This is a genomic window from Thioalkalivibrio sp. AKL7 (assembly GCF_000381705.1).
Classification (GTDB): Bacteria; Pseudomonadota; Gammaproteobacteria; order Ectothiorhodospirales; family Ectothiorhodospiraceae; genus Thioalkalivibrio; species Thioalkalivibrio versutus.
In genome coordinates this window covers 341,252-366,606 of sequence record NZ_KB906949.1, presented here as the reverse complement: position 1 = coordinate 366,606, position 25,355 = coordinate 341,252, and the positions used below count along the sequence as shown (strand labels likewise).

At 67.1% G+C, this 25,355-nt stretch carries 29 protein-coding genes; 17 read left to right on the top strand and 12 right to left on the bottom strand.

Annotated elements, in window-relative coordinates; translation table 11 throughout:
- Positions 1–10 precede the first annotated feature (10 nt).
- The 3 genes from G315_RS0106710 to rluB form a co-directional block, all read right to left on the bottom strand.
- Positions 11–226, bottom strand: a complete 216-nt coding sequence (locus G315_RS0106710; RefSeq protein ID WP_018144183.1) for a lipopolysaccharide assembly protein LapA domain-containing protein — start codon at positions 224–226, stop codon at positions 11–13.
- Positions 227–305: 79 nt separating this feature from the next.
- Entirely contained in the window at positions 306–947 is a 642-nt protein-coding gene (locus G315_RS0106705) for an endonuclease III domain-containing protein (protein ID WP_019612169.1), read from the bottom strand.
- 5 nt (positions 948–952) lie between these two features.
- Complete coding sequence (rluB, locus tag G315_RS0106700; RefSeq protein WP_019612168.1) at positions 953–1,957, bottom strand: 23S rRNA pseudouridine(2605) synthase RluB; 1,005 nt, start codon at positions 1,955–1,957, stop codon at positions 953–955.
- 59 nt (positions 1,958–2,016) lie between these two features.
- Between rluB and moaB the strand changes: the two genes are divergently transcribed.
- Positions 2,017–2,553 carry a molybdenum cofactor biosynthesis protein B gene (gene moaB, locus G315_RS0106695; RefSeq protein ID WP_018175763.1) on the top strand — a complete coding sequence of 179 codons (537 nt, stop codon included), beginning with the start codon at positions 2,017–2,019 and terminating at the stop codon, positions 2,551–2,553.
- A gap of 16 nt (positions 2,554–2,569) precedes the next feature.
- Here moaB and G315_RS0106690 read toward each other — a convergent pair whose 3' ends face one another.
- The 4 genes from G315_RS0106690 to G315_RS0106675 all read right to left on the bottom strand — a co-directional run bounded on the left by G315_RS0106690 (position 2,570) and on the right by G315_RS0106675 (position 6,469).
- A complete protein-coding gene (locus G315_RS0106690) occupies positions 2,570–2,998 on the bottom strand; it encodes a DUF488 domain-containing protein (protein WP_019612167.1) in 429 nt (142 codons plus the stop codon).
- 7 nt (positions 2,999–3,005) lie between these two features.
- Positions 3,006–4,790 carry an N-acetylglutaminylglutamine amidotransferase gene (locus G315_RS0106685; protein WP_019612166.1) on the bottom strand — a complete coding sequence of 595 codons (1,785 nt, stop codon included), beginning with the start codon at positions 4,788–4,790 and terminating at the stop codon, positions 3,006–3,008.
- 100 nt (positions 4,791–4,890) lie between these two features.
- Complete coding sequence (locus tag G315_RS0106680; RefSeq protein WP_255349437.1) at positions 4,891–5,784, bottom strand: LysR family transcriptional regulator; 894 nt, start codon at positions 5,782–5,784, stop codon at positions 4,891–4,893.
- Positions 5,785–6,079: 295 nt separating this feature from the next.
- Entirely contained in the window at positions 6,080–6,469 is a 390-nt protein-coding gene (locus tag G315_RS0106675) for a hypothetical protein (RefSeq protein WP_018144190.1), read from the bottom strand.
- A gap of 47 nt (positions 6,470–6,516) precedes the next feature.
- Between G315_RS0106675 and sohB the strand changes: the two genes are divergently transcribed.
- The 6 genes from sohB to G315_RS0106645 all read left to right on the top strand — a co-directional run bounded on the left by sohB (position 6,517) and on the right by G315_RS0106645 (position 11,523).
- Positions 6,517–7,602 (top strand): protease SohB, encoded by a 1,086-nt coding sequence (gene sohB, locus G315_RS0106670; protein WP_019612164.1) that lies wholly within the window; start codon positions 6,517–6,519, stop codon positions 7,600–7,602.
- Positions 7,603–7,679: 77 nt separating this feature from the next.
- On the top strand, positions 7,680–8,183 hold the full coding sequence (locus tag G315_RS0106665; protein ID WP_018144192.1) for a DsrE family protein: 504 nt from the start codon (positions 7,680–7,682) through the stop codon (positions 8,181–8,183).
- Positions 8,184–8,377: 194 nt separating this feature from the next.
- Positions 8,378–8,842, top strand: a complete 465-nt coding sequence (locus G315_RS0106660) for a DUF302 domain-containing protein (RefSeq protein ID WP_018170061.1) — start codon at positions 8,378–8,380, stop codon at positions 8,840–8,842.
- Between the two features lie 104 nt (positions 8,843–8,946).
- Complete coding sequence (locus tag G315_RS0106655; RefSeq protein ID WP_018144194.1) at positions 8,947–9,450, top strand: ATP-dependent zinc protease; 504 nt, start codon at positions 8,947–8,949, stop codon at positions 9,448–9,450.
- Positions 9,447–10,352 carry a 30S ribosomal protein S6--L-glutamate ligase gene (rimK, locus tag G315_RS0106650; protein WP_018144195.1) on the top strand — a complete coding sequence of 302 codons (906 nt, stop codon included), beginning with the start codon at positions 9,447–9,449 and terminating at the stop codon, positions 10,350–10,352. Before G315_RS0106655 ends, rimK begins: the two co-directional genes overlap by 4 nt.
- Positions 10,353–10,449: 97 nt before the next feature.
- The gene (locus G315_RS0106645; RefSeq protein WP_038034714.1) at positions 10,450–11,523 is read left to right on the top strand and encodes a succinylglutamate desuccinylase/aspartoacylase family protein; all 1,074 of its coding nucleotides are present in this window, start codon (positions 10,450–10,452) and stop codon (positions 11,521–11,523) included.
- A 52-nt stretch (positions 11,524–11,575) separates the two neighbouring features.
- Here the strand turns inward: G315_RS0106645 and G315_RS0106640 are convergent, their stop codons facing one another.
- Positions 11,576–12,013 (bottom strand): nucleoside deaminase, encoded by a 438-nt coding sequence (locus G315_RS0106640; protein WP_018144197.1) that lies wholly within the window; start codon positions 12,011–12,013, stop codon positions 11,576–11,578.
- A 100-nt stretch (positions 12,014–12,113) separates the two neighbouring features.
- Positions 12,114–12,587 (bottom strand): aminoacyl-tRNA deacylase, encoded by a 474-nt coding sequence (locus tag G315_RS0106635; protein WP_019612163.1) that lies wholly within the window; start codon positions 12,585–12,587, stop codon positions 12,114–12,116.
- A 92-nt stretch (positions 12,588–12,679) separates the two neighbouring features.
- Here G315_RS0106635 and G315_RS0106630 point away from each other — a divergent pair, with 92 nt between their 5' ends.
- The 7 genes from G315_RS0106630 (at position 12,680) to G315_RS0106600 (ending at position 18,614) form a co-directional block, all read left to right on the top strand.
- Complete coding sequence (locus G315_RS0106630) at positions 12,680–13,675, top strand: LLM class flavin-dependent oxidoreductase (RefSeq protein WP_019612162.1); 996 nt, start codon at positions 12,680–12,682, stop codon at positions 13,673–13,675.
- A 92-nt stretch (positions 13,676–13,767) separates the two neighbouring features.
- Complete coding sequence (locus tag G315_RS0106625) at positions 13,768–14,301, top strand: macro domain-containing protein (protein WP_018144200.1); 534 nt, start codon at positions 13,768–13,770, stop codon at positions 14,299–14,301.
- On the top strand, positions 14,298–15,719 hold the full coding sequence (locus tag G315_RS0106620) for a nicotinate phosphoribosyltransferase (protein ID WP_019612161.1): 1,422 nt from the start codon (positions 14,298–14,300) through the stop codon (positions 15,717–15,719). Before G315_RS0106625 ends, G315_RS0106620 begins: the two co-directional genes overlap by 4 nt.
- Entirely contained in the window at positions 15,712–16,290 is a 579-nt protein-coding gene (locus G315_RS0106615) for an isochorismatase family protein (RefSeq protein WP_018144202.1), read from the top strand. Before G315_RS0106620 ends, G315_RS0106615 begins: the two co-directional genes overlap by 8 nt.
- Positions 16,283–16,906 (top strand): phosphoribosyltransferase, encoded by a 624-nt coding sequence (locus G315_RS0106610; protein ID WP_018144203.1) that lies wholly within the window; start codon positions 16,283–16,285, stop codon positions 16,904–16,906. The genes G315_RS0106615 and G315_RS0106610 overlap by 8 nt, the downstream gene beginning before the upstream one ends.
- Before the next feature lie 148 nt (positions 16,907–17,054).
- Positions 17,055–18,251 (top strand): tryptophan synthase subunit beta, encoded by a 1,197-nt coding sequence (gene trpB / locus G315_RS0106605; RefSeq protein WP_018144204.1) that lies wholly within the window; start codon positions 17,055–17,057, stop codon positions 18,249–18,251.
- A gap of 96 nt (positions 18,252–18,347) precedes the next feature.
- Positions 18,348–18,614, top strand: a complete 267-nt coding sequence (locus G315_RS0106600; protein WP_018144205.1) for a DksA/TraR family C4-type zinc finger protein — start codon at positions 18,348–18,350, stop codon at positions 18,612–18,614.
- Positions 18,615–18,621: 7 nt separating this feature from the next.
- Here the strand turns inward: G315_RS0106600 and G315_RS0106595 are convergent, their stop codons facing one another.
- Complete coding sequence (locus G315_RS0106595) at positions 18,622–18,927, bottom strand: hypothetical protein (protein WP_018144206.1); 306 nt, start codon at positions 18,925–18,927, stop codon at positions 18,622–18,624.
- Between the two features lie 127 nt (positions 18,928–19,054).
- Between G315_RS0106595 and G315_RS0106590 the strand changes: the two genes are divergently transcribed.
- The 3 genes from G315_RS0106590 (at position 19,055) to G315_RS0106580 (ending at position 22,513) form a co-directional block, all read left to right on the top strand.
- On the top strand, positions 19,055–19,990 hold the full coding sequence (locus G315_RS0106590) for a histone deacetylase family protein (protein WP_018144207.1): 936 nt from the start codon (positions 19,055–19,057) through the stop codon (positions 19,988–19,990).
- 150 nt (positions 19,991–20,140) lie between these two features.
- Entirely contained in the window at positions 20,141–21,760 is a 1,620-nt protein-coding gene (locus G315_RS0106585; RefSeq protein WP_019612160.1) for a BCCT family transporter, read from the top strand.
- A gap of 162 nt (positions 21,761–21,922) precedes the next feature.
- Positions 21,923–22,513 (top strand): CPBP family intramembrane glutamic endopeptidase, encoded by a 591-nt coding sequence (locus tag G315_RS0106580; RefSeq protein ID WP_018144209.1) that lies wholly within the window; start codon positions 21,923–21,925, stop codon positions 22,511–22,513.
- Positions 22,514–22,690: 177 nt separating this feature from the next.
- On the opposite strand, the gene G315_RS0106575 is transcribed toward G315_RS0106580, so the two are convergent.
- Together G315_RS0106575 and G315_RS0106570 are read right to left on the bottom strand one after the other, a co-directional pair.
- Positions 22,691–23,968: an EAL domain-containing protein gene (locus G315_RS0106575; RefSeq protein ID WP_018144210.1), complete on the bottom strand. Its 1,278-nt coding sequence runs from the start codon at positions 23,966–23,968 to the stop codon at positions 22,691–22,693.
- Positions 23,969–24,043: 75 nt separating this feature from the next.
- A complete protein-coding gene (locus tag G315_RS0106570) occupies positions 24,044–25,291 on the bottom strand; it encodes an HD-GYP domain-containing protein (protein ID WP_051069914.1) in 1,248 nt (415 codons plus the stop codon).
- Between the last annotated feature and the right edge of the window lie 64 nt (positions 25,292–25,355).

Here is a 25,355-nt window from a genome sequence, read left to right as displayed (position 1 = left end):
ACCACGCGGCTCAACGACTGGCGCCGCGTATCCAGCGCTTCAGCAACGCGACCAGGGCACCCCCGGAGACCAGACCCAGCAGGTAGATTCCGACAATCAGCAGCGCCAGTGGCAGGGTTACGTACAGGGTGAGGAAGTTGAGCGTTACGAGACGCAGGTTCTGGATCGCAAAGATCGCAACCACCGCGACGAACACGATAATCAACAGGGTGTACAGGTAACGCATGGGACCTCCCTGGTCAGTCGGACATGCCTCTCAGGTTCCGGCGCCCCGCCGCGGGCGTCAACCGGCCGGGCGGTGGGTCTCAGGCCTCGGCGTGGGTGCAGTGCCGCCGCACCGGACAGGCATCACAGCGCGGCCGTGGCCGGCAGCGCTCCTTGCCATGTTCCACTATCAGCGCATGCAGGTCGTTCAGCGCCGCCACATCCGGCCCCAGAGCCACCTCGACGTGCTCGCGCAGCGCATCGTACGAAGCCCGTGCCTGCGGCAGGTCCAGACGTTCGAACAACCGGCGGGTATAGGCATCCACCACGAACACCGGGCGCTCGAAGGCGTACAGCACGATATCGTCGGCGGTCTCCGGCCCGACACCCTTGACCCCCAGCAGCGCCGCGCGCAGCACGTCGGTGTCCAGCGCCGCCAGACCCTCGATCCCGCCGGACGCCTCCAGGAAGGCCAGCAGATGGCGCAAGCGATCCGCCTTCACGTTGAAATAGCCACTGGGACGAATGTGTTCGGCCAACTCTTCCTGGCTCAGGGCCATCAAGCCCTCCGGCGACAGCGCGTCGATACCGCGCAAGTTGGCCAGCGCCTTCTCGACGTTGGTCCAGCTGGTGTTCTGCGTCAGCACCGCGCCGACCATCACCTCGAACGCCGTCTCCGCCGGCCACCACTGCAGGTCACCGTACTCCGCGCGCAGGGCATCCAGAAGCTCGGGGATCCGCACAGGCGCTACCGCTGACGGCTACCGCCCGGTTTGCCACCGCCGCCCGAGCGGCCGCCGGGTCGACCTCCCGCAGGCTTCGCGCCCCGGGAGCCGTCGCGCCCCGCGGGGGACGAAGACTTGCCCGGCTTCTTCGGCGGCGACGAACTCCAGCCGTCCTCGCGCGCCGCCCGGCTGGTGCGGGCCTTGCCCGCCGGCGCCGCCTTGCCGGGGCGTTGATCCCGCGGTTTGCCGCGCGGATCGCGTCGCGGGCCGCCGCGACCGCGCGTGCGCACGGAGTCGGGCACGGGCAGGTCCGACGCCTCGTACAACCCGGCCACCTCGCGGGTCTCCAGATCCCGCACCGCACCGGTCTTCAGCCCGTGCCCGAGGACCACCGGCCCGTAGCGCACCCGGATCAGGCGGCTGACCGTGACCCCGACCGCATCCCACAGGCGGCGCACCAGCCGGTTGCGGCCTTCGCTGACCACCACATGAAACCAGTGATTGGCGCCTTCCCCACCCTGCTCTTCCAGACTGTCGAAACGGGCCGCGCCATCCTCCAGTTCCACGCCTTCGCGCAGCATGTCCTGGGTCGCCGGCGGCACCTCGCCCAGCACGCGCACCGCGTACTCGCGTTCCAGGGCCATGCTCGGGTGCATCAGCCGGTTGGCCAGTTCGCCATCGGTGGTGAACAGCAGCAGGCCCGAGGTATTCAGGTCCAGCCGTCCCACGGCCACCCAGCGCTGCCCCTTCAACCGCGGCAGGCTGGCAAACACCGGCCGCCGCCCCTCGGGGTCCGAGCGGCTGCAGATCTCGCCCACCGGCTTGTGATACACGATCCACCGATGCGGATGCTCCGGGCGCCGCACGATGCGCCCGCGCACGCGGATCACGTCGTGCTCGTCGACCTGGTCGCCCAGCTTCACGGTGCGGTTGTTCACCTGCACCTCGCCGCGCTCGATCCAGCCCTCGATCTCGCGCCGCGAACCCAGCCCGCGCGCCGCCAGGACCTTCTGTACCCGCTCCGACATTCCCGGAACTCCAGCAACTCATTAAGATGGACGCCACGATACACCAACAGGACGTTGCCATGACCGATTCCGCGCCGGAAACCACGCCCGTCAAGACACCGCTGAACATCGCCGTGCTCACCGTCTCCGACAGCCGCGAACTCGCGGAGGATCGTTCCGGCGACGCCCTGGTGGAACGCCTTGAAAGCGCCGGTCACCGGCTGGCCGAGCGCAAGATCGTGAAGGACGACATCTATGCCATCCGCGCCGAACTCTCGCGCTGGATCGCCGATCCCGCTATCGACGCGGTGCTGACCACCGGCGGCACCGGCATTACCGGCCGCGACGGCACCCCCGAGGCCGCATCGGTCCTGCTGGACAAAACCATCGAGGGCTTCGGCGAGCTGTTCCGCATGCTCTCCTTCGATGAGATCGGCACCTCCAGCCTGCAGTCGCGCGCCCTGTCCGGCGTCGCCAACGGGACCTATCTCTTCGTGCTGCCGGGCTCCACCGGCGCCTGCCGCACCGCCTGGGACCGCATCATCCAGGCCCAGCTCGACGACCGCACCATGCCCTGCAACCTCACCATGCTGATGCCGCGCCTGAAGGAGTCCTGAAGGAGACGCGGCGCGGTCAATCCGGATCCGGTCCGGGCTCGTCGGGCGCGAAGCATACCGGCGAGGCGCGCTCGCCATTCGCCGCCTCTTCGGCCCGTTCGGCCGCGAGAAGCGCGCGCAGGACCGCTGCATGACTGTGCTCCACGTCCCGGGTCGCCGTCAGCAGCGTCAGGCGGCCGCGACGGGAAAACCCCAGCAAGCGGCCCCAGGCCTCGGGAGCCGCTCCCAGTTCCGCCCGGTACCGGCGACAGAACTCGCGCCAGCGCTCGACATCGTGGCCGAACCAGCGTCGCAGGTCGGTGGACGGAGCGAGCGACTTTTCCCAGGCATCCAGCAGGAGCGCCGACTTTTGCACTCCGCGCGGCCACAGGCGGTCGACCAGCACACGCGCCCCATCCCCGGGGTCGACCGGGTCGTAGACGCGCCGGACCCGCACCCGTTCCATACGGCGATTACCGGTCCACGTGGGTCTGCAACCAGTACTCCAGCAGGGCCGCGTGCCAGAGCTTGGAGCCCTGGATGCGGGTGAAGTACTGGTCGGGCGCGTCCAGCAACTTGTCGATGAAGGCCGGCTGATAGAGGCCCCGCTCGCGCGAGGCGCGCGAAGTGAGGATGTCGCGCATGAACTCGAGGAAGTCACCGCGCACGTACTTCAGTGCCGGCACCGGAAAGTAACCCTTGGGCCGGTCCAATACCGCGTCCGGCAACCGGCCGCGAGCGATACGGCGCAGCACGTCCTTGCCGCCATCGCCCAGCTTCAGGTGCGGCGGCATCGCCGCGGCGGTCTCGACCAGCTCGTGGTCCAGGAACGGCACCCGCGCCTCCAGGCCGAAGGCCATGGTCATGTTGTCCACGCGCTTGACCGGGTCGTCCACGATCAGCGTGGTCACGTCCAGCGCCAGCACGGCGTCGATGAAGGAATCCGCGCGGTCGGTCTCCAGTTCGGCAAACTGCTCGCGCAGCCAGTCACCGGTGACGTCGTTCGCCGGCGGGTGGCACAGCATCTCGGCCATCTCCGGATGATCGCGGTCGAAGTAGTGGCGCCGGAAACGCTCCACCCAGTCCCCATGTCGATCCTCCGCCATCTGCGGATACCAGAAATAGCCGCCGAAGACCTCATCGGCGCCCTGACCGGACTGCACGACCTTCACATGCTGCGAGACCTGCTCGGACAGCAGGTAGAACGCGACCGCATCCTGGCCGAACATCGGCTCGGCCATGGCACCCACCGCCTCCGGCAATCGGGCCAGCACCTGGTCGTTGGGGATCAACGTGGCCTGGTGGTCGGTGGCATAACGCTCGGCGACCGGATCCGAGTATTCGAACTCGGAGCCCTTCTCCTCCGGCTGGTCTTCGAAGCCGACGGTAAAGGTCCGCAGATCCTGCGCACCCTCCTCCATCGCCAGCGCCACCAGCAGCGACGAGTCCAGCCCGCCGGAGAGCAGCACGCCGACGGGCACATCGGCCACCTCCAGCCGCTTGCGCACCGCCTGGCGCAGCGAATGCTCGATGCGTTCCTGCCACTCGCCGTCCGATACCGGCTCGGACGGGCGGTGTGCATGCAGCGTCCAGTAGCGCTGCAACCGCTCCTGGCCCCGCGCGTCGATGCTCAGGTAGTGCCCCGGCTCCAGCTTGCGGATGCCGCGCAGCACGGTGCGCGGCGCGGGCACCACCGCGTGCAGCGAGAACAGCATGTGCAGGGCCTCCGCATCCAGCTCGGTGTCCACGTCGCCGGCCGCCAGCAGCGCCTGGGTGTTGGAGGCGAAGCGGATGCCCTCACCGACGCGGGCCAGGTACAACGGCTTGATGCCCATGCGGTCACGCGCCAGCAACAGACGCTGGGCGTTGCCATCGAACAGTGCGAACGCGAACATCCCATGCAGTCGCGCGACGATGCCCTCGCCCCACTCGGCGTAGCCGCGCAGGATGACCTCGGTGTCGCCGGTGGAGAAGAAGCGGTGGCCGCGTCCTTCCAGTTCGCTGCGCAGCGCACGGAAGTTGTAGATCGCGCCGTTGAACACCAGCGCAAGCCCGGTCTCCGGATCGAACATCGGCTGGTGCGCGCGCTGCGACAAGTCCAGGATCGACAGCCGGCGGTGCCCGAGGGCCACACGCCCGGAGGCCCACAGGCCGTCGGCATCCGGCCCGCGCCGTTCCAGACAGGGCAGCATGCGCGCGACCGCCTCGCCGCTCGCGCGCCGTTCACCCCAGACGAATTCTCCTGCGATCCCGCACATGATTGGTTCCTTGCTGGTTGGGACTTCTTGGGTTGTGCTTCGTGGCCATCGTCCGACGCGGGCGGGGCTTCGCGGGCGAACCCGTTCCCCCAAGCGGCGATCAGGACGACCGCTCGGTTCGAAACGCCTGCTCCAGTGCGTCCATCAGGGACTGGCTGGCCGCGCCGGCGCGGTCGCGATCGGCATGCGTAATGTAGAACGGCACCGCATGACGCGCCCCGGCCTCCAGATTCAGTTCGACCAGGCCTCCCGCGGCAAGATCCTCGGCGATCCGGTCCTCCGGCATCCAGGCGAAGCCGATCCCGGAGCGCAGGATCTCGCAGGCCGTACCCATGTGCGACACCGTCCAGCGCTGGTCCGCCTCCACCCAGCCGCCCTCACCGGAGGCCTGGGCACCCGAGTCCCGCACCACGACCTGGCGGTGCGGCTGCAGATCGCGCCGGGTCAGCGGCGCTTCACCCTGCGCCAGGGGATGCGAAGGGTGCGCCACGCACACCATCGACAACTCGCCCAGGCAGGTCCCGAGATAGCCGGATGGCAGTTCCGGACCCAGCAGGATGTCCACCGCCGCTTCGCGCAGCAGATCCGGCCCACCACTCAGCACCACCTCGTGCAGCTGGATGCGAGTGGCCGGGTAGGCCCGTGAGAACCCCTCCAGGGCCCCGATCACTGGCGCCCGCGGCAGGAGCTGATCCACTGCCAACCGGATTTCGGATTCCACCCCGGCGGCCAGCGCACCGGCCAGGGTCTCGATCTCCGCCGCCTCTTCCAGCAGGTGGCCGGCCCGCCGCAACAGCGCCGCGCCGGCCGCGGTGAGCACCGCCTTGCGGCCCTTGATCTCGAAGACGTCCACGCCCAGCTGTTCTTCCAGCTTCTGCACCGCGTGGTTGATGCTCGACGGACTCTTGTGCACCCGTTCCGCAGCACGCGCAAAGCCCCCGGCGTCCACCACCGCCTGCAGCATGCGCCACTGTTCGAGAGTGACGCGGATCAATCTACCCGCTCGCGCTGGTGCCCCGGGTTTCCCGAAACCTGGCGCGGCGCGCCACCGAGCGTGATGCTACCGGCCGGTTTTGGTCTGTCTCGGGTCGCAACACAGGGTCGGGAAACCTGGGGCACCAACCCTACAAACCATTGAATGACACGCCGCGGCCGCGTTTGCCTTCTAAAGTTGGGCCCGCTGACGGCGTTGCGCCTCCCTTGTGCAGAGCGAGGGCATGGCGGTCGCTCTGCCGGGGCAGCGAGCACAATCGACTCGAGCACGAACGGGACCATTGATGCGCGCACCCCTAGTGTTCCTCGGGGCAGCCGCAGCCCGGATTGTGGGTCCGCGCATGCCATTCCTCGCGCATGCGGGCATAGGCCGCGCCGGTCAGCAGGACCAGGTGTACGGTGGAGGGGTAGATTCGGCCGTCCAGGCGCAGGGTCTCGGTGAGTTCGGGGTCGCGGCCTTCCGGGATGTAGAAGAAGTCCACGCCCTCGCGCAGCTGATGCTTGCGCGCCTTGAACAGACGGAAGGCCGTGCCCTTGGGCACGCCGTTCCATGCATCGACCTGGCGCAGACTCAGGGTCGCATACCCGGCATGGATGATCGGCTCCGGCGTCGGACCGGCCGCGGAACCTTCCTGGCCGTGAAACCGTCCCGCGCTACGAGGGTCTTCAACTGTATCGGTATCCATGCTGGCATTATGCCTGCGCGGACATCCCGGCTCATCAAGGACACCCAATGGAATTTCTTCAGGAATACGGACTTTTCGTCGCCAAGGCCGCCACGGCGGTGATCGCCGGGCTCATTGTGTTGAGTGCGATCGCCGGCCTCGTCGGCCGGTCGCGCGAGGGCAAGCCGGACCGGTTGCACGTCAAACGCCTGAACGATCGTTTCGAGCGGATGGAGAAGACCGTGCGCCGGGCAGTGGAGCGCCGCCGCGGGCGGGTGGAACGCCTGCGCCACTGGGCCGCACGCAAGCTGCCGCGCAAGGGGATTGGGGACTCGACCACCACAACCGAAACCGAACAGACCGACAAGCTCGGTGGCACCCGTTCCGACCGCGAGGCGGATGCCGAACGCCCGCGCGTGTACGTCCTGCGCTTCGACGGTGATATCCGCGCCTCCAGCGTCGAGAGCCTGCGCGAGGAGGTCACGGCCATCCTCACCATGGCGCGACCGGAACAGGACCGCGCCATCGTCTGCCTGGAGAGCCCCGGCGGGCTGGTGCCCTCCTACGGGCTCGCGGCCGCCCAGCTGGCACGCCTGCGCGAAGCCGGGCTGGACCTGACCGTGGCGGTGGACCGCGTCGCCGCCAGCGGCGGCTACATGATGGCGGCGGTCGGTCACCGCATTGTCGCCGCGCCATTCGCGGTGCTCGGCTCGATTGGCGTGGTCGCCCAGATCCCCAACTTTCACCGCTGGTTGTCGCGCAACGATATCGACATCGAACTGCTCACCGCGGGCGAGTACAAGCGCACCCTGACCATGCTGGGCGAGAACACCGACGAGGGGCGCAAGAAATTCCGCGAACAACTCGAAGAGGCCCACGAGCTGTTCAAGACCTTCCTCGCCCGCTACCGCCCGCAACTGGACCTGGAGCAGGTCGCCACCGGGGAACACTGGTACGGCGAACAGGCCCGCGAGATGGGCCTGGCCGACGAACTGCGCACCAGCGACGATCTGTTACTGGAGCTGACCCGCGAGGCGGACGTATTCGAGCTGATCTACCATCGTCCGCAAACCCTGGGCCGGCGCATCACCTTTGCGATGGAATCCATCCTCGAGCGCGTTTTGCGCAGCCAGGGGCCGGAAACCCGGATGTAAAGTCCACTTGCCGGGGAACGCTTTGGCGGGCGAGAACGTCAATCCCACACGCACTACTGCAACAATCGGAGTCCCCCATGAAACGAAACAACCGCCCACTGACCCGTCTTCTGCTGATCCTGCTGGCCGCCGCCAGCCTCCTGGCCACGCCGCTTGTGGCCGGCGCGGACGACAACCTGCCCTGGGGCTCGGCCGAAAAGATGGACCGGCAGTACGAGCCCCGCAAGGTGGTCTACGACGTGTATACCAGCAGCCCCAGCGAACTGGAGGGCGTACTGGACCGTGTGAGCATGCTGAACAACATCTACGAGGCGGACCCGTTCGAATCGCACATCGTCCTGGTGCTGCACGGTGCCGAGGTCCCGTATTTCACTCGCGACGAGTTCGGCGAGCACGAGGAACTGATGCGCCGCGCCCGCTCGCTCACCCAGGCCGGCAATATCGAGTTCCGCATGTGCGAGGCCTCGGCGCGCCTGCGCGGCATCGACGTGGAAGACGTGCATGGTTTCGTGAACGTCGTACCGATGGCCGATGCCGAGATCATCGAACTACAGCACGAAGGCTATCTGCTGATGCAGTAATCCTCGAGCGGTGTTCGGCCACCCAGGGCCGAACACCGCACACGGGCGTCGTCCCACGACCCGATCACGCTTCCGCCGACCGGTCGCTGAAAATTCTGCATGGGTCGCCTACCTTTTCCGGACGTGATGACGAAACCACCCGGTCGATCGTCGCCACCCGCTCGACGCACCCATTACTGCACGAGGACGTTGTCATGAAGAAGACGCTACTGACCGCTCTGTTGCCCCTGGCCCTGATCGCGACCCCGGCGCTGGCCGCCGACGTACCCGGGATGATCGCCAAGGCCAGCCCGCATTCCGCCTCCGAGACCCTGGATCGGCTGGAGAATGCCCTGGCAGCCAACGACATCGGCGTCGCCCTGCGCTGGGACCACGCCGCCAAGGCGGACGGCGTGGATATCGAACTCGGCCCGACCGAACTCCTGATGTTCGGCAACCCGGCGCTCGGCAGCCACTTGTTCACCAGCCAGCAGACCGCCGGCATCGACCTGCCGATGAAGGCGCTGGCGTGGACCGACGCAGACGGCCAGACCTGGCTCGCCTATAACGATCCGGAATGGATGGCCGAACGCCACGGCATCGACGACCGCGATGACATCCTCGATACCATGAGCAACGCGCTGGACAACCTGACCAACGCGGCAATCGCCGAGGACTGAGCACCTGCTCGATCCCCGCCGCACGGGCGCAGCCCCGCTGAGGTTCACTCGCGCCGGGCGGGCGATTGGTTATAGTGAGGCTTCCATCCTTTCCGGGAGCCGACGTGGATCGCCCGTCCCCTTCCAGCCAGACCTCACCCCACATCCGCGACCGGCCCATCCTCGGCTGGCGCGAATGGGTCGGCCTGCCCGACCTCGGCATCCCCGCGATCAAGTGCAAGGTCGATACCGGAGCCCGCAGTTCCGCGCTGCATACCTTCCAGATCGAACCCTTCACACGTGATGACCACGAGTGGGTGCGCTTCGGCATTCACCCCCACCAGCATGATAGCGAGACCGAAATGTGGTGCGAGGCACCGGTGCTGGATGTCCGCAAGGTGACGGATTCCGGCGGGCACACCGGGGAGCGCTACTTCATCGCCACCCGGGTGCAACTCGGTGCCGTAGTACTGCCAGTTGAACTCTCCCTGACCAGCCGCGATACCATGCTCTTTCGCATGCTGCTCGGCCGCGAGGCCATGCGCGGTCGCTTTCTTGTCGATCCCCAGGCCTCGTTTGTCGCCAGCCACCGACCGCAAATCCCTACAGCCCAGCAGGCGCCTGAATGAAACTCGGCATCCTTTCGCGCAACAGCAAACTCTATTCCACCCGACGCCTGGTCGAGGCGGCCGAACAGCGCGGCCACGAGGTCCGTGTGGTGGATCCGTTGCGCTGCTACATGAACATCACCGCGCACAGCCCGCAGATCCACTACAAGGGCGACATCCTCGACCAGTTCAACGCGGTCATCCCGCGGATCGGGGCATCGATCACCTTCTACGGCACCGCCATCCTGCGCCAGTTCGAGATGATGAACGTCTACCCGTTGAACGAGTCGGTGGCCATCTCGCGTTCGCGCGACAAACTGCGCAGCCTGCAGTTGCTCTCGCGCCGCGGCATCGGCCTGCCGGTGACCGGGTTTGCCCACTCGCCGGATGACATCGATGACCTGCTGGCGACCGTGGGCGGCGCGCCCTGCGTGATCAAGCTGCTGGAAGGCACGCAGGGGCTGGGCGTGGTGCTCGCCGAGACCAAGCAGGCGGCCGAGAGCGTGATCCAGGCCTTCATGGGCCTGAAGCAGCACATCCTGGTGCAGGAATACATCCAGGAGGCCAAGGGCTCGGATATCCGCTGCTTCGTGATCGGCGACAAGGTCGTCGCGGCGATGAAGCGCCAGGCCAAGGACGGCGAGTTCCGCTCCAACCTGCACCGCGGCGGCAGCGCCTCCCTGTGCCGCATTACCCCGGAAGAACGTGCCACCGCGGTACGCGCGGCCAAGGTCATGGGCCTGAACGTCTGTGGCGTGGATCTGCTGCGCTCCAACCATGGCGCGGTGGTGATGGAGGTGAACTCCTCGCCCGGCCTGGAGGGCATCGAGAATGCCTCGGGCAAGGACGTGGCGGGCATGATCATCGAGTTCATCGAGAAGAACGCCAAGCCCAACCGGACGAAGACCAAAGGGAGCGGCTAGTGTCCTCGAGTCGCAAGGCTACACGTCACTCGCAGCGGGTGGACCGCACGCAAGAGCGACCCGCGCGTGCGTATGCACATTGTTCGGTGGCTCCCTGATGCCCGGCATACCCCGGTCGCTGCGCAACAAGCCGATCACCATTGGTGGCACCACCGTCCGCCCCGGCGAGCGGCGCACGGTGGAGCTGGAACTGGGAGCGCTGTACACCCACACCCCGACCAACATGCCGGTACAGGTGCTGTGCGGTCGGCGCAAGGGTCCCGTGCTGTTTGTCAGCGCCGCCATCCACGGCGACGAGATCAACGGCGTCGAGATCATCCGGCGCCTGCTGAAAGTCCCGGCCCTGCGGCGCATGAAGGGAAGCCTGATTGCCATCCCTGTGGTCAACATGCACGGCTTCATCAACCAGAGCCGCTACCTGCCCGACCGGCGTGACCTGAACCGCTGTTTCCCCGGCTCGCAGAAGGGCTCACTGGGGGCTCGCGTTGCGCGCCTGTTCATGCGCGAAATCGTGCAGAACAGTACCCATGGCATCGACCTGCACACCGGCGCCATCCACCGCTCCAACCTGCCGCAGATCCGCGCCAACCTCGATCACGCCGAGACCCTCGATCTGGCGCGCGCCTTCGGGGCCCCGGTGATTCTCAACTCGGCCCTGCGCGACGGCTCCCTGCGCGAGGCCGCCGCGGAACGGGAAGTCCCCATCCTGCTGTACGAGGCCGGCGAGGCCCTGCGCTTCGACGAGCTCTCCATCCGCGGCGGGGTGCACGGCATCATCGAGGTGATGCGCCATCTGGGCATGCTGCCGGCCGTACGCCGGCGCCCGCGCAAGGAACCCATCATGGCGCGCACCAGCGGCTGGGTCCGCGCGCCCCAAAGCGGCATCCTGCGCACCTTCGTGCGCCACGGGGACCGCGTGGTCCGCGACCAGACCCGCCTGGCGATCATCTCCGACCCGTTTGGCGAAACCGAGACCGAGATCCTCGCCCCGGCCTCCGGCATCATCATTGGTCAGCTCAACCTGCCCCTGATCAACGAAGGGGACGCACTGTTCCACATTGCCCAGTTCAACCGTACGGACCTCGCCGTGGAACGCCTGGAGACCTTTCAGGAAAACCTGGAGGCCAGCGACTACCCCTACGCCGATCAGCAGCGGCTCGAGACACCCTGAAGGAGACGCTGAGGGACACGCCGGGGCGCGGCTCTTGCGCCGGCTATCCGGCTCAGTGGCCGATGTCCTCGTGCCACAGCTCGGGGTGCGTCTCGATAAACGAACGCATCAGTTCGCGGCAGCCCGGGTCCTGGACCACGTCCACCTGGATGCCGTGACCGCGCAACCACGCCTCCTCCCCCAGGAACGACTCGTTCTCCCCGATCACCACTCGCGGAATGCCGTAGAGGACGATCGCGCCGCTACACATCGCGCAGGGCGAGAGCGTGGTGTAGAGCGTGCATTCGCGATACACCTGCGCCGACTGCCGGCCGGCCTTCTCCAGCGCATCCATCTCCGCATGCAGGATCGCGCTGCCCTGCTGCACTCGCCGGTTGTGCCCGCGCCCAATCACCTCGCCCCGGTGCACCAGCACCGACCCGATCGGGATCCCCGCCTCGCCCAGCCCCGTACGCGCTTCGTCGAGCGCCATCTCCAGAAACGGATCCATCGTCGTCACCCAGTTGTCGCAACGAACTCAGGCTGACGGTAGACGATGTGGCATTGCAAGATCGATCCGACCCACGCGTGAGACGCTGATGGAGCGGACGTCAGATGTGGGCGCTGAACTGGCCCCGCCGCGGCTGGCCGAGCAGATGGAGGAAATCCGTTTCGCGCAGCCGGACGAGCGACTCGTGATCGCCAGCCTCGAAATACACGTTGCGCTGTTCCAGCATACTGTCATCAAGCAGGGTTTCCAGCCCGTAAGCGGCACCCAGAGCGGGGATTGCGCCGCGTTCGCAGTCAGCAAAGACGCTGGCCACCTCGTCCTCGGTAGCCAGGCCCACGTGCTCGCCCAACAACCGGTGCAACTGCCCCAGTTTTACGCGGCGCGTGGCCGGCACGACGGCCAATCGGTACTGTCCATCCTCCTCGACCAGCAACACCGCCTTGGCCACGGCGTCGCCCGGGACATGGGCCGCCTCGGCCGTGCGGCTGGCCGAATTCGAATACGGATGGGGCACCAGCTGGTAGGTCACCGCATGTTCGTCCAGAAAGTTGTTCAGGGTCCTGGGGATACTCATGGCGCACCCTCCGCAGTGTCTTCCTTCGACTATAGACCCCATCGGGATCGCCCACGTCTGCACGGATCAAGCAGGTCGGTACAATCAGGTACATGACTGCCTTTTCCGTACTCGACCTGGCCCCGATCACCGCTGACCGGGACGCCACCCACGCCTTGCACAACACCCTCGATCTTGCGCAACACGCCGAGGCCCTCGGCTTCCAGCGCTACTGGCTGGCGGAACACCACAACATGCCCGGCATCGCCAGCGCAGCCACGGCGGTGGTGATCGGCCAGGTGGCAGCCGCCACACAGCGCATTCGGGTGGGTGCCGGCGGTATCATGCTGCCCAACCACGCCCCGCTGGTGGTCGCCGAACAGTTCGGCACCCTGAACGCGCTGTACCCGGGCCGCATCGACCTCGGGCTGGGGCGCGCACCCGGCACCGACCCGACCACCGCGCGCGCCCTGCGCCGGGCCCCGGATATCGACCCGGACCAGTTCCCACGTGACGTCGCCGAGGTCCTGAGCTATTTCGACGACCCCCAGCCGGACCAGGTGATCCGCGCCATCCCCGGCGCCGGCCAGCACGTGCCCGTCTGGATCCTCGGTTCCAGCCTGTTCGGTGCCCAGCTGGCCGCGCAGATGGGCCTGCCGTATGCGTTTGCCTCGCACTTCGCCCCCGGGCATTTGATGAACGCACTGGAGCTGTACCGCAGCCAGTTCCGGCCTTCCGCATGGCTGGATCGCCCCTATGCGATGCTCGGCTACAACGTGTATGCCGCCGACACCGACGCCGCGGCGCGGACGCTGGCCAGTTCCATGGAACAGGCCTTTGTCAGCCTGCGGCGGGGTCGGCCCGAACCGATCCAACCGCCGATCGAGGGCTACCGCGAACGCCTCGACCGCGCCGAACGCGCGATCGTCGAACAGACCATGGCCTGTTCCGCGGTTGGCGCGCCGGATACGGTCGAAGACGAGATCCGCCGGTTTCTCGAGCAGACCGGCGCCGACGAACTGATCGTGACCACCTCCACCTTCGACCATGCGGCGCGCCGGCGCTCGCTGGAACTGACCGCGGAGGTGCGCGACCGCATCGCTAGATAAGCACGGGTCGCCGGTTCACCTGACCGGAATGCGTACCCTATGCTTGAGACAAGGGCCGTAGTAGCCGAGACCATTCAGCACGGGAGAGACACATGCGCGTCAAGGTTCGCGGCGTCACCATCGAATGCACCATGGGCGACATCGCCGCCCAGCGCGACATGGACGCGGTCGTCAATGCCGCCAACGCCTGGCTGCGGCCCGGCGGCGGCGTGGCCGGGGCCATCCACCGCGCTGCGGGGCCCGGCCTGGAGCGTGAATGCCAGCCGCTGGCCCCAATCGAGCCCGGCCAGGCCGTACTGACCGATGCCCACAACCTGCCCAATCGCTTCGTGATCCACTGCCTGGGACCGGTCTACGGGCACGACGAACCGGCCAGCCGGTTGCTGGCTGCCTGCTATCGCAACGCCCTCACCCGCGCCGAAGAGGCCGGGGCCTACAGCATCGCATTTCCCGCGCTGTCCACCGGGGCCTTCGGCTACCCCGTCGAGGAAGCCGCGCGCATCGCCCTGGAAACCGTGATCGCCGCCACCCCCAGACTGGATGCCGTCGGCCATGTCCGCTTCGTGCTGCACACCAAGGGTGATCACGACATCCACGTCCGGATCCTGGAGGAACTGACCGCATGATCGCGGCCGGGCGCAGCGCAACCCCAAGCGACGATGGCCTGGCGCTCTTCACCGACTTCTACGAGCTCTCCATGCTCCAGGCCTATTTCGAAGAAGGCCTGTACGAGCCAGCGGTCTTCAGCCTGTTCGTACGCCGCCTGCCGCAACGGCGCAACTATCTCCTGGCCTGCGGACTCGATACGGTGCTGGAACAACTCGAAGGCCTCCGTTTCGAGCCGTCGGATCTCGACTACCTGGCCGGCCTCGACCGCTTCTCCGAACGGTTCCTGCGCTGGCTGGAGGCTTTCCGCTTCACCGGTACGGTCCGCGCCGTGCCCGAGGGCACCCCGGTCTTCGCCAACGAGCCCATCCTCGAGGTCACCGCGCCACTCCCCGAGGCCCAGCTGATCGAGACCCTGGTGATGAACCAGATTCATCTGCAAACGGTGCAGGCCAGCAAGGCCGCCCGCCTGGTGGCCACGGCCGACGGGCGGCCGGTGGTCGATTTCGGGGCGCGCCGCATGCACGGGCTGGATGCTGCCTTGAAGGGTGCACGCGCCTTCCATATCGCGGGCGTCGCCAGCACCTCCAATGTACTGGCAGGCAAGCAGTACGGCGTACCGGTGAGTGGCACCATGGCCCACAGCTACATCCAGGCGCACCATGACGAAGCCGAGGCCTTCGGCGCCTTTGCCCGTCTCTATCCGGAAACGGTGCTGCTGGTCGATACCTACGACACCCTCGAAGGGGTGCGCCGGGTCATCGAGCTGAGCGGTGAGCTGGGCGATGACTTCCGCGTACACGCCGTCCGCCTCGACTCCGGCGACCTGGGAGAACTGGCCCGCCAGGCACGGCGGATGCTGGATGAAGCAGGCCTGCAACAGGTCGGGATCTTCGCCAGCGGCGGGCTCGACGAACACCGGATTGCCGAGCTACTGGCACACGGCGCACCGATCGATGCCTTCGGGGTCGGCACCAGCATGGGCATTGCCCCCGATGCCCCCGACCTGGACATTGCCTACAAGCTGGCCGAATACGCCGGCGAAGGGCGTCTCAAGCTCTCCAGCGGAAAGCCCATCCTGCCCGGTGCCAAGCAGATCTATCGCCGCCGGGAAGGCAACCGGTTCGCGGGCGACACCATCGGGCGCCAGGACGAGAGCCAGCCCGGGGAGCCGCTGCTGCAGCCCGTGATGCGTGACGGCCAGCGCCTGCCGGGCCATTCCCGTGACCTGGATACACTGCGCGAATATGCCCGGGCGCAGCTGGAACAACTGCCCCCCGGGATCCGCGCCATCGAGCCCGCCGAAACGCCGTATCCCGTAGCCATCAGTCCCGCGCTGCAGGCACACCAGGATGCAGTGACCCGCACCATCCAGGCCCGCTACGCCGCATCGGGTCGAACGTCCGAAACTGGAGACGGAGACCACTCAAATGACTGACGATCCGCGCAATCACCTGCAAGCCGGCGACGCCCTGCTGGTGATCCACGTACAGAACGACTTCTGCCCCGGCGGCGCGCTGGCTATCGAGCACGGGGATACCGTGATCCCGGTACTCAACCGCTGGCTGGAGGCGGCCGCCGCGCTGGATATTCCGGTGTATGCCTCGCGCGACTGGCACCCAGCCGGGCATGCGAGCTTCGTGGAACAAGGCGGGCCCTGGCCCCCGCACTGCCTGCAAGATTCGCCCGGGGCCCGCTTCCACGCGGACCTGGCCCTGCCGGCCGGCACCGTCAAGGTCACCACGGGGGTACGCTTCGACCAGGACCAGTACTCCGCCTTCGACCAGACCGGGCTGGCGGGCGAACTGCGCAACCGGGGTATAAAACGCATCTGGATGGGCGGACTGGCCCTGGACGTATGCGTTGCGGCGACCGCTTTGGGCGCACGCGAGGAAGGATTTGACGTTCACCTGATCCCGTATGCCTCGCTGCCGATTTCGCCGCAGGGCGGCACGGAGGCGCGCGCGAAGATGAAGGCAGCGGGCGTGGAGATCGCCGAGCATGGCTGAACCCGGCAAGATGCCCGTGCAGTTGATCTCGGTCGAGGAGGTGGTCAGCGCCGCCGACGACCTGGCACGCCAAATACGGGCCAGCGACTTTCGGCCGGACACGATCGTGGCCATCGCCCGCGGCGGATTCATGCCGGCGCGCTTTTTGTGCGACTTCCTCCACGTGCACAAGCTGCTCAGCCTGAAGGTCGAACACTACACCTCGGGGGCCCGTGAAAAACAGCGAGCGGCGGTGACGGTCCCGCTGGCCGGGGATGTGCGCGGTGAACAGGTCCTGCTGGTGGACGACGTCAACGACTCCGGCGACACCCTGGTGGCCGCCCGCCCCCATCTGGAGGGCTTCGATCCGGCCGCCGTGCGCACCGCCGTGCTGCATGAAAAGGCCAGCACCCAGTGCCCCGCCGATTTCCACAGTCAGGCCGTGCAGGAGTGGCGCTGGATCCTCTACCCCTGGGCCGTCATCGAGGACGTCGGCCAGTTCACCCGCGAGATGGACCCGCCCCCGACCACCGCCACCGAGCTGCGCACGCGTCTGCAGCAGGACTACGGCCTCGAGCTCGACGCGACCCAGTTGGACCGCGTAATCCGCTATAACGACCTGCCCTTTTCCGCGTAGGACGACGCGGACCGGGATCCGCCCGGGTTGGCAATCGGGTTCGGGGAACGGATGATATGGACCCGGCCCGGTCACCCCGGGTCACGAAACCCGATCCGACCCAACGGGCCCTTCCACCCGGCCCACCAACCTGGCATCGAGACTGCCCATGTCGTATCTCAAGGATTTCCCCAACCCGGAAGGCTACTTCGGCGAATTCGGCGGCGCCTTCCTGCCGCCGGAGCTGGAACCGCATTTCGCCGAGATCAACCACGCCTATCGGACCCTGGCGCGCTCCGGCGATTTCCTGAACGAACTTCGCTACATCCGCAAGCACTATCAGGGGCGCCCGACGCCGGTGTACTACGCCCATAACCTGAGCCGTTCGGTGGGCGCGCATATCTATCTCAAGCGCGAAGACCTGAACCACTCCGGCGCGCACAAGCTGAACCACTGCATGGGCGAGGCGTTGCTGGCCAAGCACATGGGCAAACGCAAGCTGATCGCCGAGACCGGGGCCGGCCAGCACGGCGTGGCGCTGGCCACTGCGGCGGCCTACTTCGGCATGGAATGCGAGATCCACATGGGCGAGATCGACATCGCCAAGGAAGCACCCAACGTGACCCGCATGAAGCTGATGGGGGCCCAGGTAGTGCCCGTCTCCTTCGGCGGTCGCTCGCTGAAGGAGGCCGTGGATTCCGCCTTCCAGTCCTACCTGTCGCAGGCAGACGAGGCCCTGTTCGCGATCGGTTCCGTGGTCGGGCCGCACCCGTTTCCGCTGATGGTGCGCAACTTCCAGTCGGTGGTGGGCATCGAAGCCCGCGAACAGTACCTGGAGATGAGTGGTGGCGAGCTGCCGGATCACGTGGTCGCCTGCGTCGGCGGCGGGTCCAACGCCATGGGCATGTTCGCCGGCTTCATCGAGGACGCCCAGGTGCAACTCAACGGCGTGGAGCCGCTGGGGCGCGGCACCCAGCTCGGCGAGCACTCCGCCACCATGACCTACGGCAAGCCGGGCATGATCCACGGCTTCAAGTGCATGCTGCTGGCCGACGCGGAGGGCAACCCGGCCCCGGTCCACTCCATCGCCTCCGGGCTGGACTATCCCGGCGTCGGCCCCGAGCACTCCTACCTCAAGACCACCCAGCGCGTCGCCTACCACGCCATCAACGACGACGCGGCCCTGGATGCCTTCTACCAGCTCTCGCGCACCGAGGGCATCATCCCGGCCCTGGAAAGCGCCCATGCGGTGGCCTGGGCCATGAAGCACGGCCGCGAGAACCCGGGCACGACGATCCTGGCCAACCTCTCCGGTCGTGGCGACAAGGACATCGACTACGTCGCCCGCGAGTTCGGACACGGATAGCCCGCCTCGCCAATACGGCTCGAAGGCGGCGCTGCGGGAACTTCAGGCCAGGTTGCGCCGGTCTCAGTCTTGTTGACCACGGGCGGAGGCCTCGCGATGGCAGGCGGATGGGCAAAAGACGGTGCGGAGCAGGAGCAGATCGACAACACGGTCGAGGACGCCCTGCAACGGGTGCGCAGCCAGATTCCCACCGGGGAAGGTCTGAAAGAATGCGAGGAATGCGGGGCGCCGATTCCCGAAGGCCGGCGCCAGGCCCTGCCGGGCGTGCGCCTGTGCCTGGGCTGCCAGGAGGCGGAGGACGCGGCACAGCAGGCCACCAGCCCCTACAACCGGCGGGCCTCCAAGGACAGCCAGCTTCGTTGAGCTCGCCCTAGAGGTACTTCATCCGGCCCCGGATGGACTCCAGATCGGATGCGACGTCCTTAAGGGTCGCGCCAGCGTCGTCACTGCCAACCACGAGCCCCTTGCCGGAAACCGGGATCACGCTGTCGATCTGAAAGCGCCCGGTGGTTCCGCGCAGGAAACACTCTTCGTCGAAGAACAGGCGATCACCATCCGGCCCGATCTCGTCGGACTCGAGCGTGTCGTACCCGATCAGCCGGGCGATGTCGTCACGTCCTTCGACGTCCACGGCTTCGATCGTCTGCTGCTCCGGATCAATCAACAAGGCCTTCATGCGGTTCCCCTCTGCACGGGTGGTTCATCGTCGGTACCACGGTAAAGGTCCGGCGGCCGCGCGGCCACCGCACACGTACTCCGCATGCACCTATACTCTCTGGAGATGATCGCGCGGAGGCTTTTCCGTGACCCATACGGCGTATATCTCGCATCCCGACTGCCTGCTGCACGACTCGGGGCCCCACCACCCGGAACGGGCCGACCGCCTGCACGCCGTTCGCAACGCCCTGCTCGACGAAGGCCTGATGGAAGGCCTGCACCTTCTGGATGCCCCGCCAGCCACCGATGCGCAGCTCCAGCGGGTGCACACCCCGGCGCACGTCGCCCGCATTCGCGCCAACGCCCCCGCCCTAGGACATCACGCGCTGCTGGACCCGGACACGGCCATGGGCGAACACTCGCTACAGGCCGCCCTGCGCGCCGCCGGGGCCGGCATCGAGGGCGTGCGGGCCGTCATGGAGGAGGACGTGGACAATGCCTTCTGCGCCATCCGTCCGCCCGGCCATCATGCCGAACGCGATCGCGCGATGGGCTTTTGCCTGTTCAACAACATCGCGGTGGCCGCTGCGCATGCCCTGGAGCACTACGCGCTGTCGCGCGTGGCCATCGCCGATTTCGACGTGCACCACGGCAACGGCACCGAGGACATCTTCCGGGATGATCCCCGAGTGCTCTACTGCTCCAGCTTTCAGCACCCGTTCTACCCGGACACGCCGCGAGCCGAACGGGACCATCTGATACATACCCCGCTTGCCGCCGGCACGACCGGGGCGCAATTCCGCGCGGCGGTCCGCCACGACTGGTTGCCGGCACTGGAACAGTTCCGCCCCCAACTGGTGCTCGTCTCGGCCGGCTTCGACGCGCATCAGGACGACGCCCTCGCGGGCCTGAACCTCGACGCGGACGACTTTTCGTGGATCACCCACGAACTCACCCGCATCGCCGCGCGGTATGCCGGCGCGCGTCTGGTCTCGATGCTGGAAGGCGGCTACGCCCTCCCGGCCCTGGGTCGAAGTGCGGCGGCCCATGTGCGCGCGCTTTGTGAGGCCCCGCGCCGCTAGGGAAACACTGATCAGTGTTTTCTTACGCCGGCCCAACAAGAACCGGCCGCGGCCTTTGCAATCCGCCGATTGCCGGTCTTTACTCAACGAGATTGCCACCGCGGCAGTTGGTGTGGCCGCCATACAAGACCAAGAAGCGAGGAGAAGACGGTGAGCGAGAATCCGCACGATCTCGAAGAGCAGAAAAAGGAACTGGAAGCCGAATACGACACCGACCACGAGATTGGCGAGCAGAACATCAACCCGCTGGGGCTGGACCTGCACAACCCGGTCTTCGTGGTCAGCGCCCTGCTGATTGTCGTATTCGTCATCCTGTCCCTGGTCTTTCCGGAACAGGCGAACGAGCACCTCGACAACACACGTCAGTGGATCGGCCGCACCTTCGACTGGCTGTTCCTGTCGGCCGGCAACATCTTTGTCCTGTTCTGCCTGGCCCTCATCGTCCTGCCCATCGGGCGCATCCGCATCGGTGGCCAGGACGCCAAGCCGGAATTCTCGGTCATTTCCTGGTTTTCGATGCTGTTCGCCGCGGGCATGGGCATCGGCCTGATGTTCTGGAGCGTGGCCGAGCCGGTGGGCTACTTCACCGAGTGGTTCGGAACACCGCTGGGGATCGAAGGCGGGACCGAGGAATCCCGGCAGGCGGCGCTCGGGGCGACCATGTATCACTGGGGCCTGCATCCCTGGGCGATCTACGCGGTCGTCGGCCTGGCGCTCGCGTTCTTTGCCTACAACAAGGGCCTGCCACTGACTATCCGTTCGGCGTTCTATCCGATCCTCGGTGAGCGCATCTGGGGCCCGATCGGCCACGTGATCGACACCCTCGCCGTGCTCGCCACCATGTTCGGTCTGGCCACCTCGCTGGGCCTCGGCGCGCAGCAGGCCGCCTCAGGCATGGAGTTCCTGTTCGGCATCGATTCCGGACTGAACACCCAGGTCGCCATCATCATCGGCGTGACCATCATCGCTCTGCTGTCGATCATGCGCGGCATCCACGGCGGGGTGAAGGTGCTCAGCAACATCAACCTGGTGTTCGCCGCACTGCTGTTGCTGTTCGTGATGGTGGCCGGGGGCGTCCTCGCATTCCTCTCCAACATCGGCACCACGGTCACCGGGTATGTGCAGTACTTCATCCCGCTCAGCAACCCGGTTGGGCGCGAGGACGAGACCTTCTACCACGCCTGGACCATCTTCTTCTGGGCCTGGTGGATCTCCTGGTCGCCGTTCGTCGGCATGTTCATCGCCCGCGTGTCCCGCGGCCGCACGGTACGCCAGTTCGTCACCGCCGTACTGCTGGTGCCGACCCTGGTCACCGTGGTCTGGATGAGCGCCTTCGGGGGTTCCGGCCTGGCCCAGGCGCGGGACGGCATCGGGGCCCTGGCAGACGGCATCTCCGACTCCTCCCTGGCCCTGTTCCAGATGCTGGAGCACCTGCCGTTCACCGCCATCACCTCGTTCCTGGCGATCGCCCTGGTGCTGGTGTTCTTCATCACCTCCTCGGACTCGGGCTCCCTGGTGATCGACTCCATCACCTCGGGCGGCAAGACCGACGCCCCGCAATCCCAGCGCCTGTTCTGGGCCACCACCGAGGGCGTGGTTGCGGGGGTCCTGCTGGCGGTTGGCGGTGCGGCGGCCCTCAATGCATTGCAGGCGGGGGCGGTGAGCACCGGCCTGCCATTCGTCATCGTGCTGCTGCTGATGTGCGTCAGCCTGATGAAGGGACTGTTCCACGAACTGGCCCTGATCCGCATCGAGGAAGCCAAGACCTGACGCCGGCCCCCGTCTGGATGGCCACCACAGGCCATCCAGCCTCCCCACCCGGCCCCCGCGCCCGCCGGTCTCGGCGCCGCGGGGGTCGTTCCGTTCGGGACAACCACCCCCGGAATCGGGCATCCTCTCGCGGATGAGTCCACACGCCCCGGCCCAACACCCATGAGCCTCCGTCAAGCGGTCGCGCGACACCCGCTGCTGGCCGGGCTGGCCTTTCAGGCCGCGCTGATCCCGCTCGCCCTGATCCTGGCCCGGGTGGCCGGCATCCCGCTCGACGAGCGAATCGACTGGAGCCTGGAGGCCGCCGCGCTGGGCATCCTTGCCGTTTTGCCCATGCTGATGCTGCTCGGCACGCTCGCGATCAGCGGCTGGGAGCCCTACCGCGCACTGGCCGACCAGGTGCGCGATTTCGTGCACCAGCTCTTTCGCCACGCCCTGCCTGGCGCCGTACTGCTAATCGCCATCCTCGCCGGCGTGGGCGAGGAACTGCTGGTGCGGGGCGTGCTGCAGGGCTGGCTGACCGAACGCTGGTCACCCGAGTGGGCCATCGTCGCCGCGGCGATCGTGTTTGGACTCGCCCATTCGATCAGCCGCCTGTACTTCGTGTTCGCCACCGTTATCGGGCTCTACCTCGGGCTGCTCTATCACCTGACCGGCAACCTGCTGGTGGTGATCGTCACCCATGCCCTGTACGACTGGATCGTCATCCACTGGTACCTGCGTTCGCGCGATGCCGGCAGGCGCGGCGCATGATCACCCAGGGATCCCCCACGAAGAACGGGCCCGACAAGCCCCGCCTTGCCCCTGCTGGATGACCATCCACGGGCGGGGGGCGACGTGACCGACTGCCTGACCCGGGAGCACGCGACAGGCTTCCGGACGGCGGGAGCGATGCGCTGACGCGCCGCAACGAGGACGAGGTGGGCGCGTTCAGCACACGCCCGGGCCAAGGCCCGAACGCGTCTGGTGCATGAATTGCGCCAGGCGCGCCGGCCGCCCGAGGTAAAACCCCTGCACCAGGTCACAGCCCAGAGCGCGCAGGCGCTCGAGGGTTTCCTGATCTTCCACTCCCTCGGCCACCACGCTCAAGCCCATCTTCTGGCCGAGCCCGATCATGGATTCCACGATGCGCTGGTGCGGCCGGCTGGACACCAGTTCGTGGACAAAGGTCATGTCGATCTTGAGCTCGTCCAGCGGCATGCGCAGCAGCCGCTCCATCGACGAATAGCCAATACCGAAATCATCCATGGACACCCGCAAGCCCAGGTCCTTCATACCGTGCAGGGCCGCACGCGCCTCGGCGTCGTGGCTCTCCATCATCGCGGTTTCGGTCAGCTCCACCGTGACGCTCTCCGCCGGCACCTGCCAGACCTCCAGTGACTGCGCCACCAGATCCACCACCTCCCGTTCCTGCAGGTCATCGGCAGAAAAGTTCACCGAGATCCCCGCGTCCAGTCCGGCCTGGCGATACTCGGCACACTGGCGCAGGGCTGTGTTGAAGACCCAGTGCGTCAGCCGGGGCATCAGGTCCGTTCCCTCCGCCGCCCGCACCATGGTGTCCGGACGGATCGCACCGTACTGCGGGTGATCCCAGCGCAACAGGGCTTCCACCGACTGCACGCAGCCCGATGCCAGCGCGACCTGTGGCTGATACTCGAGGTGCAGGCTTCCCTCCTCGATGGCCTGCCCCAGCTGGGACCACAGATCCACGCCCTCCAGCATGGTTGCCGCCGCCTCCGGGGCATACAGGCGCAGGCGCGCCCGAGCCCGCCGCGCCTGCCGAACTGCAGCATAGGCGTGAGCCAGCAACTCCTGCGGGGCAGCCATCCGGGGGCCCGCCAGAGCCAGCCCGGCACGCGGCCAAAGCAGCACCTGCCGCTCGCCACAGGCAAACGGTTCACTCAACACCCGCAGCATCTTGTGGGCCGCCAGCTCGGCGAACCCACTCCCGGCCACGGCCGGCTGCACACAGGTGATCTGATGGCGTCCAGTGATACCGACCAGGCCGTCCGCCAGGGCGCGGGCCAGCGCCTGACCCGCGTTCCGGATCAGCTCGTCTCCCGCGGCATACCCCAGGGCCGCGTCCACGTCCCTTAGCCCCTCCAGTTCGATGACGGTCACGGCTGCTTGCGCCCCGGCCTCCTGCGGGCACGGGGAAACCCCATCCAGGGCACGGAGAAAATCTTGATAATCCAACAGCTTCGACATCGGCAGAGTTCCGGCGGCTACGCCCATGCGGCGAAATCAGTAGATGCGGATCCCATGTACGGAATGCGCACCTACTCAAAGATAATAGCGCGCCGGATCGACCCCGTAGGCACCCGCCGGAAGGTCGCGCAGGATCTGCCGCCGCGCCCCCTCGGACTCCGGCGCGTGCGACCCCAGATCCAGCTCCCACGGGTCGGGATACGGCATATGGGACGGATCGAGGATGCGCATCACCCGGGGCATGAAGCGCTGCGTACGGCGGTGACTCAGCACGATCGCGACCTCGCCGTTATCCAGCTCCACCAGGCTGCCCACGGGAAACAGCCCCACGCAGTGGGTGAACTGATCCACGAGCGCCGAATTCAGCCCCCAGCGCGCGTTCTCCCGCAGTTCCTTCAGGGCCTCGAAGGGGGTCCCGGCCAGGCCGCCCTCCGTCAGCATCTCCTCGTAGGAATCCACGATCGCCGCCATGCGCGCATAGGCACTGATCTGGTTGGCCACCAGACCCCGTGGGTAGCCACGCCCGTCCTCGCGTTCGTGGTGCTGGGCGACAATGTCGCGCACGCCCTCCGGGATCCCGTGGGAGCATTGCAGAATGGTCTCGCCATATTCCACGTGCCGCTGAATCTCGCGCCGCTGATCCGGGGACAGCCGCGTGCGGCGCCCCAGGAGCGTCGGCGGCATCTGCATCTTGCCGATATCCATCAGCAGCCCCCCCAGCCCGAGGATCGACAATTCGGCTCGATCCAGCCCCATGTGCCGGCCCAGCGCCAGAAGATGGATCGCGACATTGAGCGAGTGGGCGTACAGCACGTCGTCCGAGTGGCTCAGCCTGGCCAGCAGCAGCAGGGCGTCCGGGTTGCGCTCCACGCTCTCGCGCAACGCCTCGGACGCCTCCCGGGCCGCCGACAGAGGTACCCCGGGATTGCGCTCCATGCCGGCACGGATCTGCTCCAGAACACGCCCGACAATCGCCTGAGCCTCCTTTGCCGCCGGGAGCTCCTGCTCCACCGAGCAGTGATCGCGATAGACCGTCATGCCGCGGAACTGGGCGGCCTCGGCCCGGCTCGAGGCCGTCGCGGCAGCCCGTGCGGATCCCGCGGCCGGTGGCAGCCGGCTCAGCGACTCCGGCGCGCTCTTATCCAGATCAACGAACACATGCACACAATGGCGAGCGAGCTCGTCGATATCGTCCTGCGAGCGAATCCGCACCCCCTCGACCAGATAGGGCGTCTCCAGCCACGGACGATCGAGCCGGCTGACGTACATACCAACCTGCAGATCGGAAACCGGGATCTCCTGCTGTAACAGTCCCCAGGGCATACCACTGTTGTCCAACTGTCGCATCTGGCCGCCATAATGTTCGACCAGCTTTGCATCATCTCCA

Excerpts from the sequence above, each read along its gene's own strand:
- G315_RS0106635 (WP_019612163.1), bottom strand. The coding sequence starts at position 12,587 with ATGAGTATCCCCAGGACCCTGAACAACTTTCTGGACGAACATGCGGTG.
- G315_RS0106575 (WP_018144210.1), bottom strand. The coding sequence starts at position 23,968 with ATGTCGAAGCTGTTGGATTATCAAGATTTTCTCCGTGCCCTGGATGGG.
- G315_RS0106660 (WP_018170061.1), top strand. The coding sequence starts at position 8,378 with ATGAAGAAGACGCTACTGACCGCTCTGTTGCCCCTGGCCCTGATCGCG.
- trpB (WP_018144204.1), top strand. The coding sequence starts at position 17,055 with ATGTCGTATCTCAAGGATTTCCCCAACCCGGAAGGCTACTTCGGCGAA.
- G315_RS0106570 (WP_051069914.1), bottom strand. The coding sequence starts at position 25,291 with ATGCCCTGGGGACTGTTACAGCAGGAGATCCCGGTTTCCGATCTGCAG.
- G315_RS0106620 (WP_019612161.1), top strand. The coding sequence starts at position 14,298 with ATGATCGCGGCCGGGCGCAGCGCAACCCCAAGCGACGATGGCCTGGCG.
- sohB (WP_019612164.1), top strand. The coding sequence starts at position 6,517 with ATGGAATTTCTTCAGGAATACGGACTTTTCGTCGCCAAGGCCGCCACG.
- rluB (WP_019612168.1), bottom strand. The coding sequence starts at position 1,957 with ATGTCGGAGCGGGTACAGAAGGTCCTGGCGGCGCGCGGGCTGGGTTCG.
- G315_RS0106610 (WP_018144203.1), top strand. The coding sequence starts at position 16,283 with ATGGCTGAACCCGGCAAGATGCCCGTGCAGTTGATCTCGGTCGAGGAG.
- G315_RS0106595 (WP_018144206.1), bottom strand. The coding sequence starts at position 18,927 with ATGAAGGCCTTGTTGATTGATCCGGAGCAGCAGACGATCGAAGCCGTG.
- G315_RS0106640 (WP_018144197.1), bottom strand. The coding sequence starts at position 12,013 with ATGGATCCGTTTCTGGAGATGGCGCTCGACGAAGCGCGTACGGGGCTG.
- G315_RS0106645 (WP_038034714.1), top strand. The coding sequence starts at position 10,450 with ATGCCCGGCATACCCCGGTCGCTGCGCAACAAGCCGATCACCATTGGT.
- rimK (WP_018144195.1), top strand. The coding sequence starts at position 9,447 with ATGAAACTCGGCATCCTTTCGCGCAACAGCAAACTCTATTCCACCCGA.
- G315_RS0106630 (WP_019612162.1), top strand. The coding sequence starts at position 12,680 with ATGACTGCCTTTTCCGTACTCGACCTGGCCCCGATCACCGCTGACCGG.
- G315_RS0106710 (WP_018144183.1), bottom strand. The coding sequence starts at position 226 with ATGCGTTACCTGTACACCCTGTTGATTATCGTGTTCGTCGCGGTGGTT.
- G315_RS0106685 (WP_019612166.1), bottom strand. The coding sequence starts at position 4,790 with ATGTGCGGGATCGCAGGAGAATTCGTCTGGGGTGAACGGCGCGCGAGC.
- G315_RS0106625 (WP_018144200.1), top strand. The coding sequence starts at position 13,768 with ATGCGCGTCAAGGTTCGCGGCGTCACCATCGAATGCACCATGGGCGAC.
- G315_RS0106690 (WP_019612167.1), bottom strand. The coding sequence starts at position 2,998 with ATGGAACGGGTGCGGGTCCGGCGCGTCTACGACCCGGTCGACCCCGGG.
- G315_RS0106665 (WP_018144192.1), top strand. The coding sequence starts at position 7,680 with ATGAAACGAAACAACCGCCCACTGACCCGTCTTCTGCTGATCCTGCTG.
- G315_RS0106675 (WP_018144190.1), bottom strand. The coding sequence starts at position 6,469 with ATGGATACCGATACAGTTGAAGACCCTCGTAGCGCGGGACGGTTTCAC.
- moaB (WP_018175763.1), top strand. The coding sequence starts at position 2,017 with ATGACCGATTCCGCGCCGGAAACCACGCCCGTCAAGACACCGCTGAAC.
- G315_RS0106600 (WP_018144205.1), top strand. The coding sequence starts at position 18,348 with ATGGCAGGCGGATGGGCAAAAGACGGTGCGGAGCAGGAGCAGATCGAC.
- G315_RS0106580 (WP_018144209.1), top strand. The coding sequence starts at position 21,923 with ATGAGCCTCCGTCAAGCGGTCGCGCGACACCCGCTGCTGGCCGGGCTG.
- G315_RS0106615 (WP_018144202.1), top strand. The coding sequence starts at position 15,712 with ATGACTGACGATCCGCGCAATCACCTGCAAGCCGGCGACGCCCTGCTG.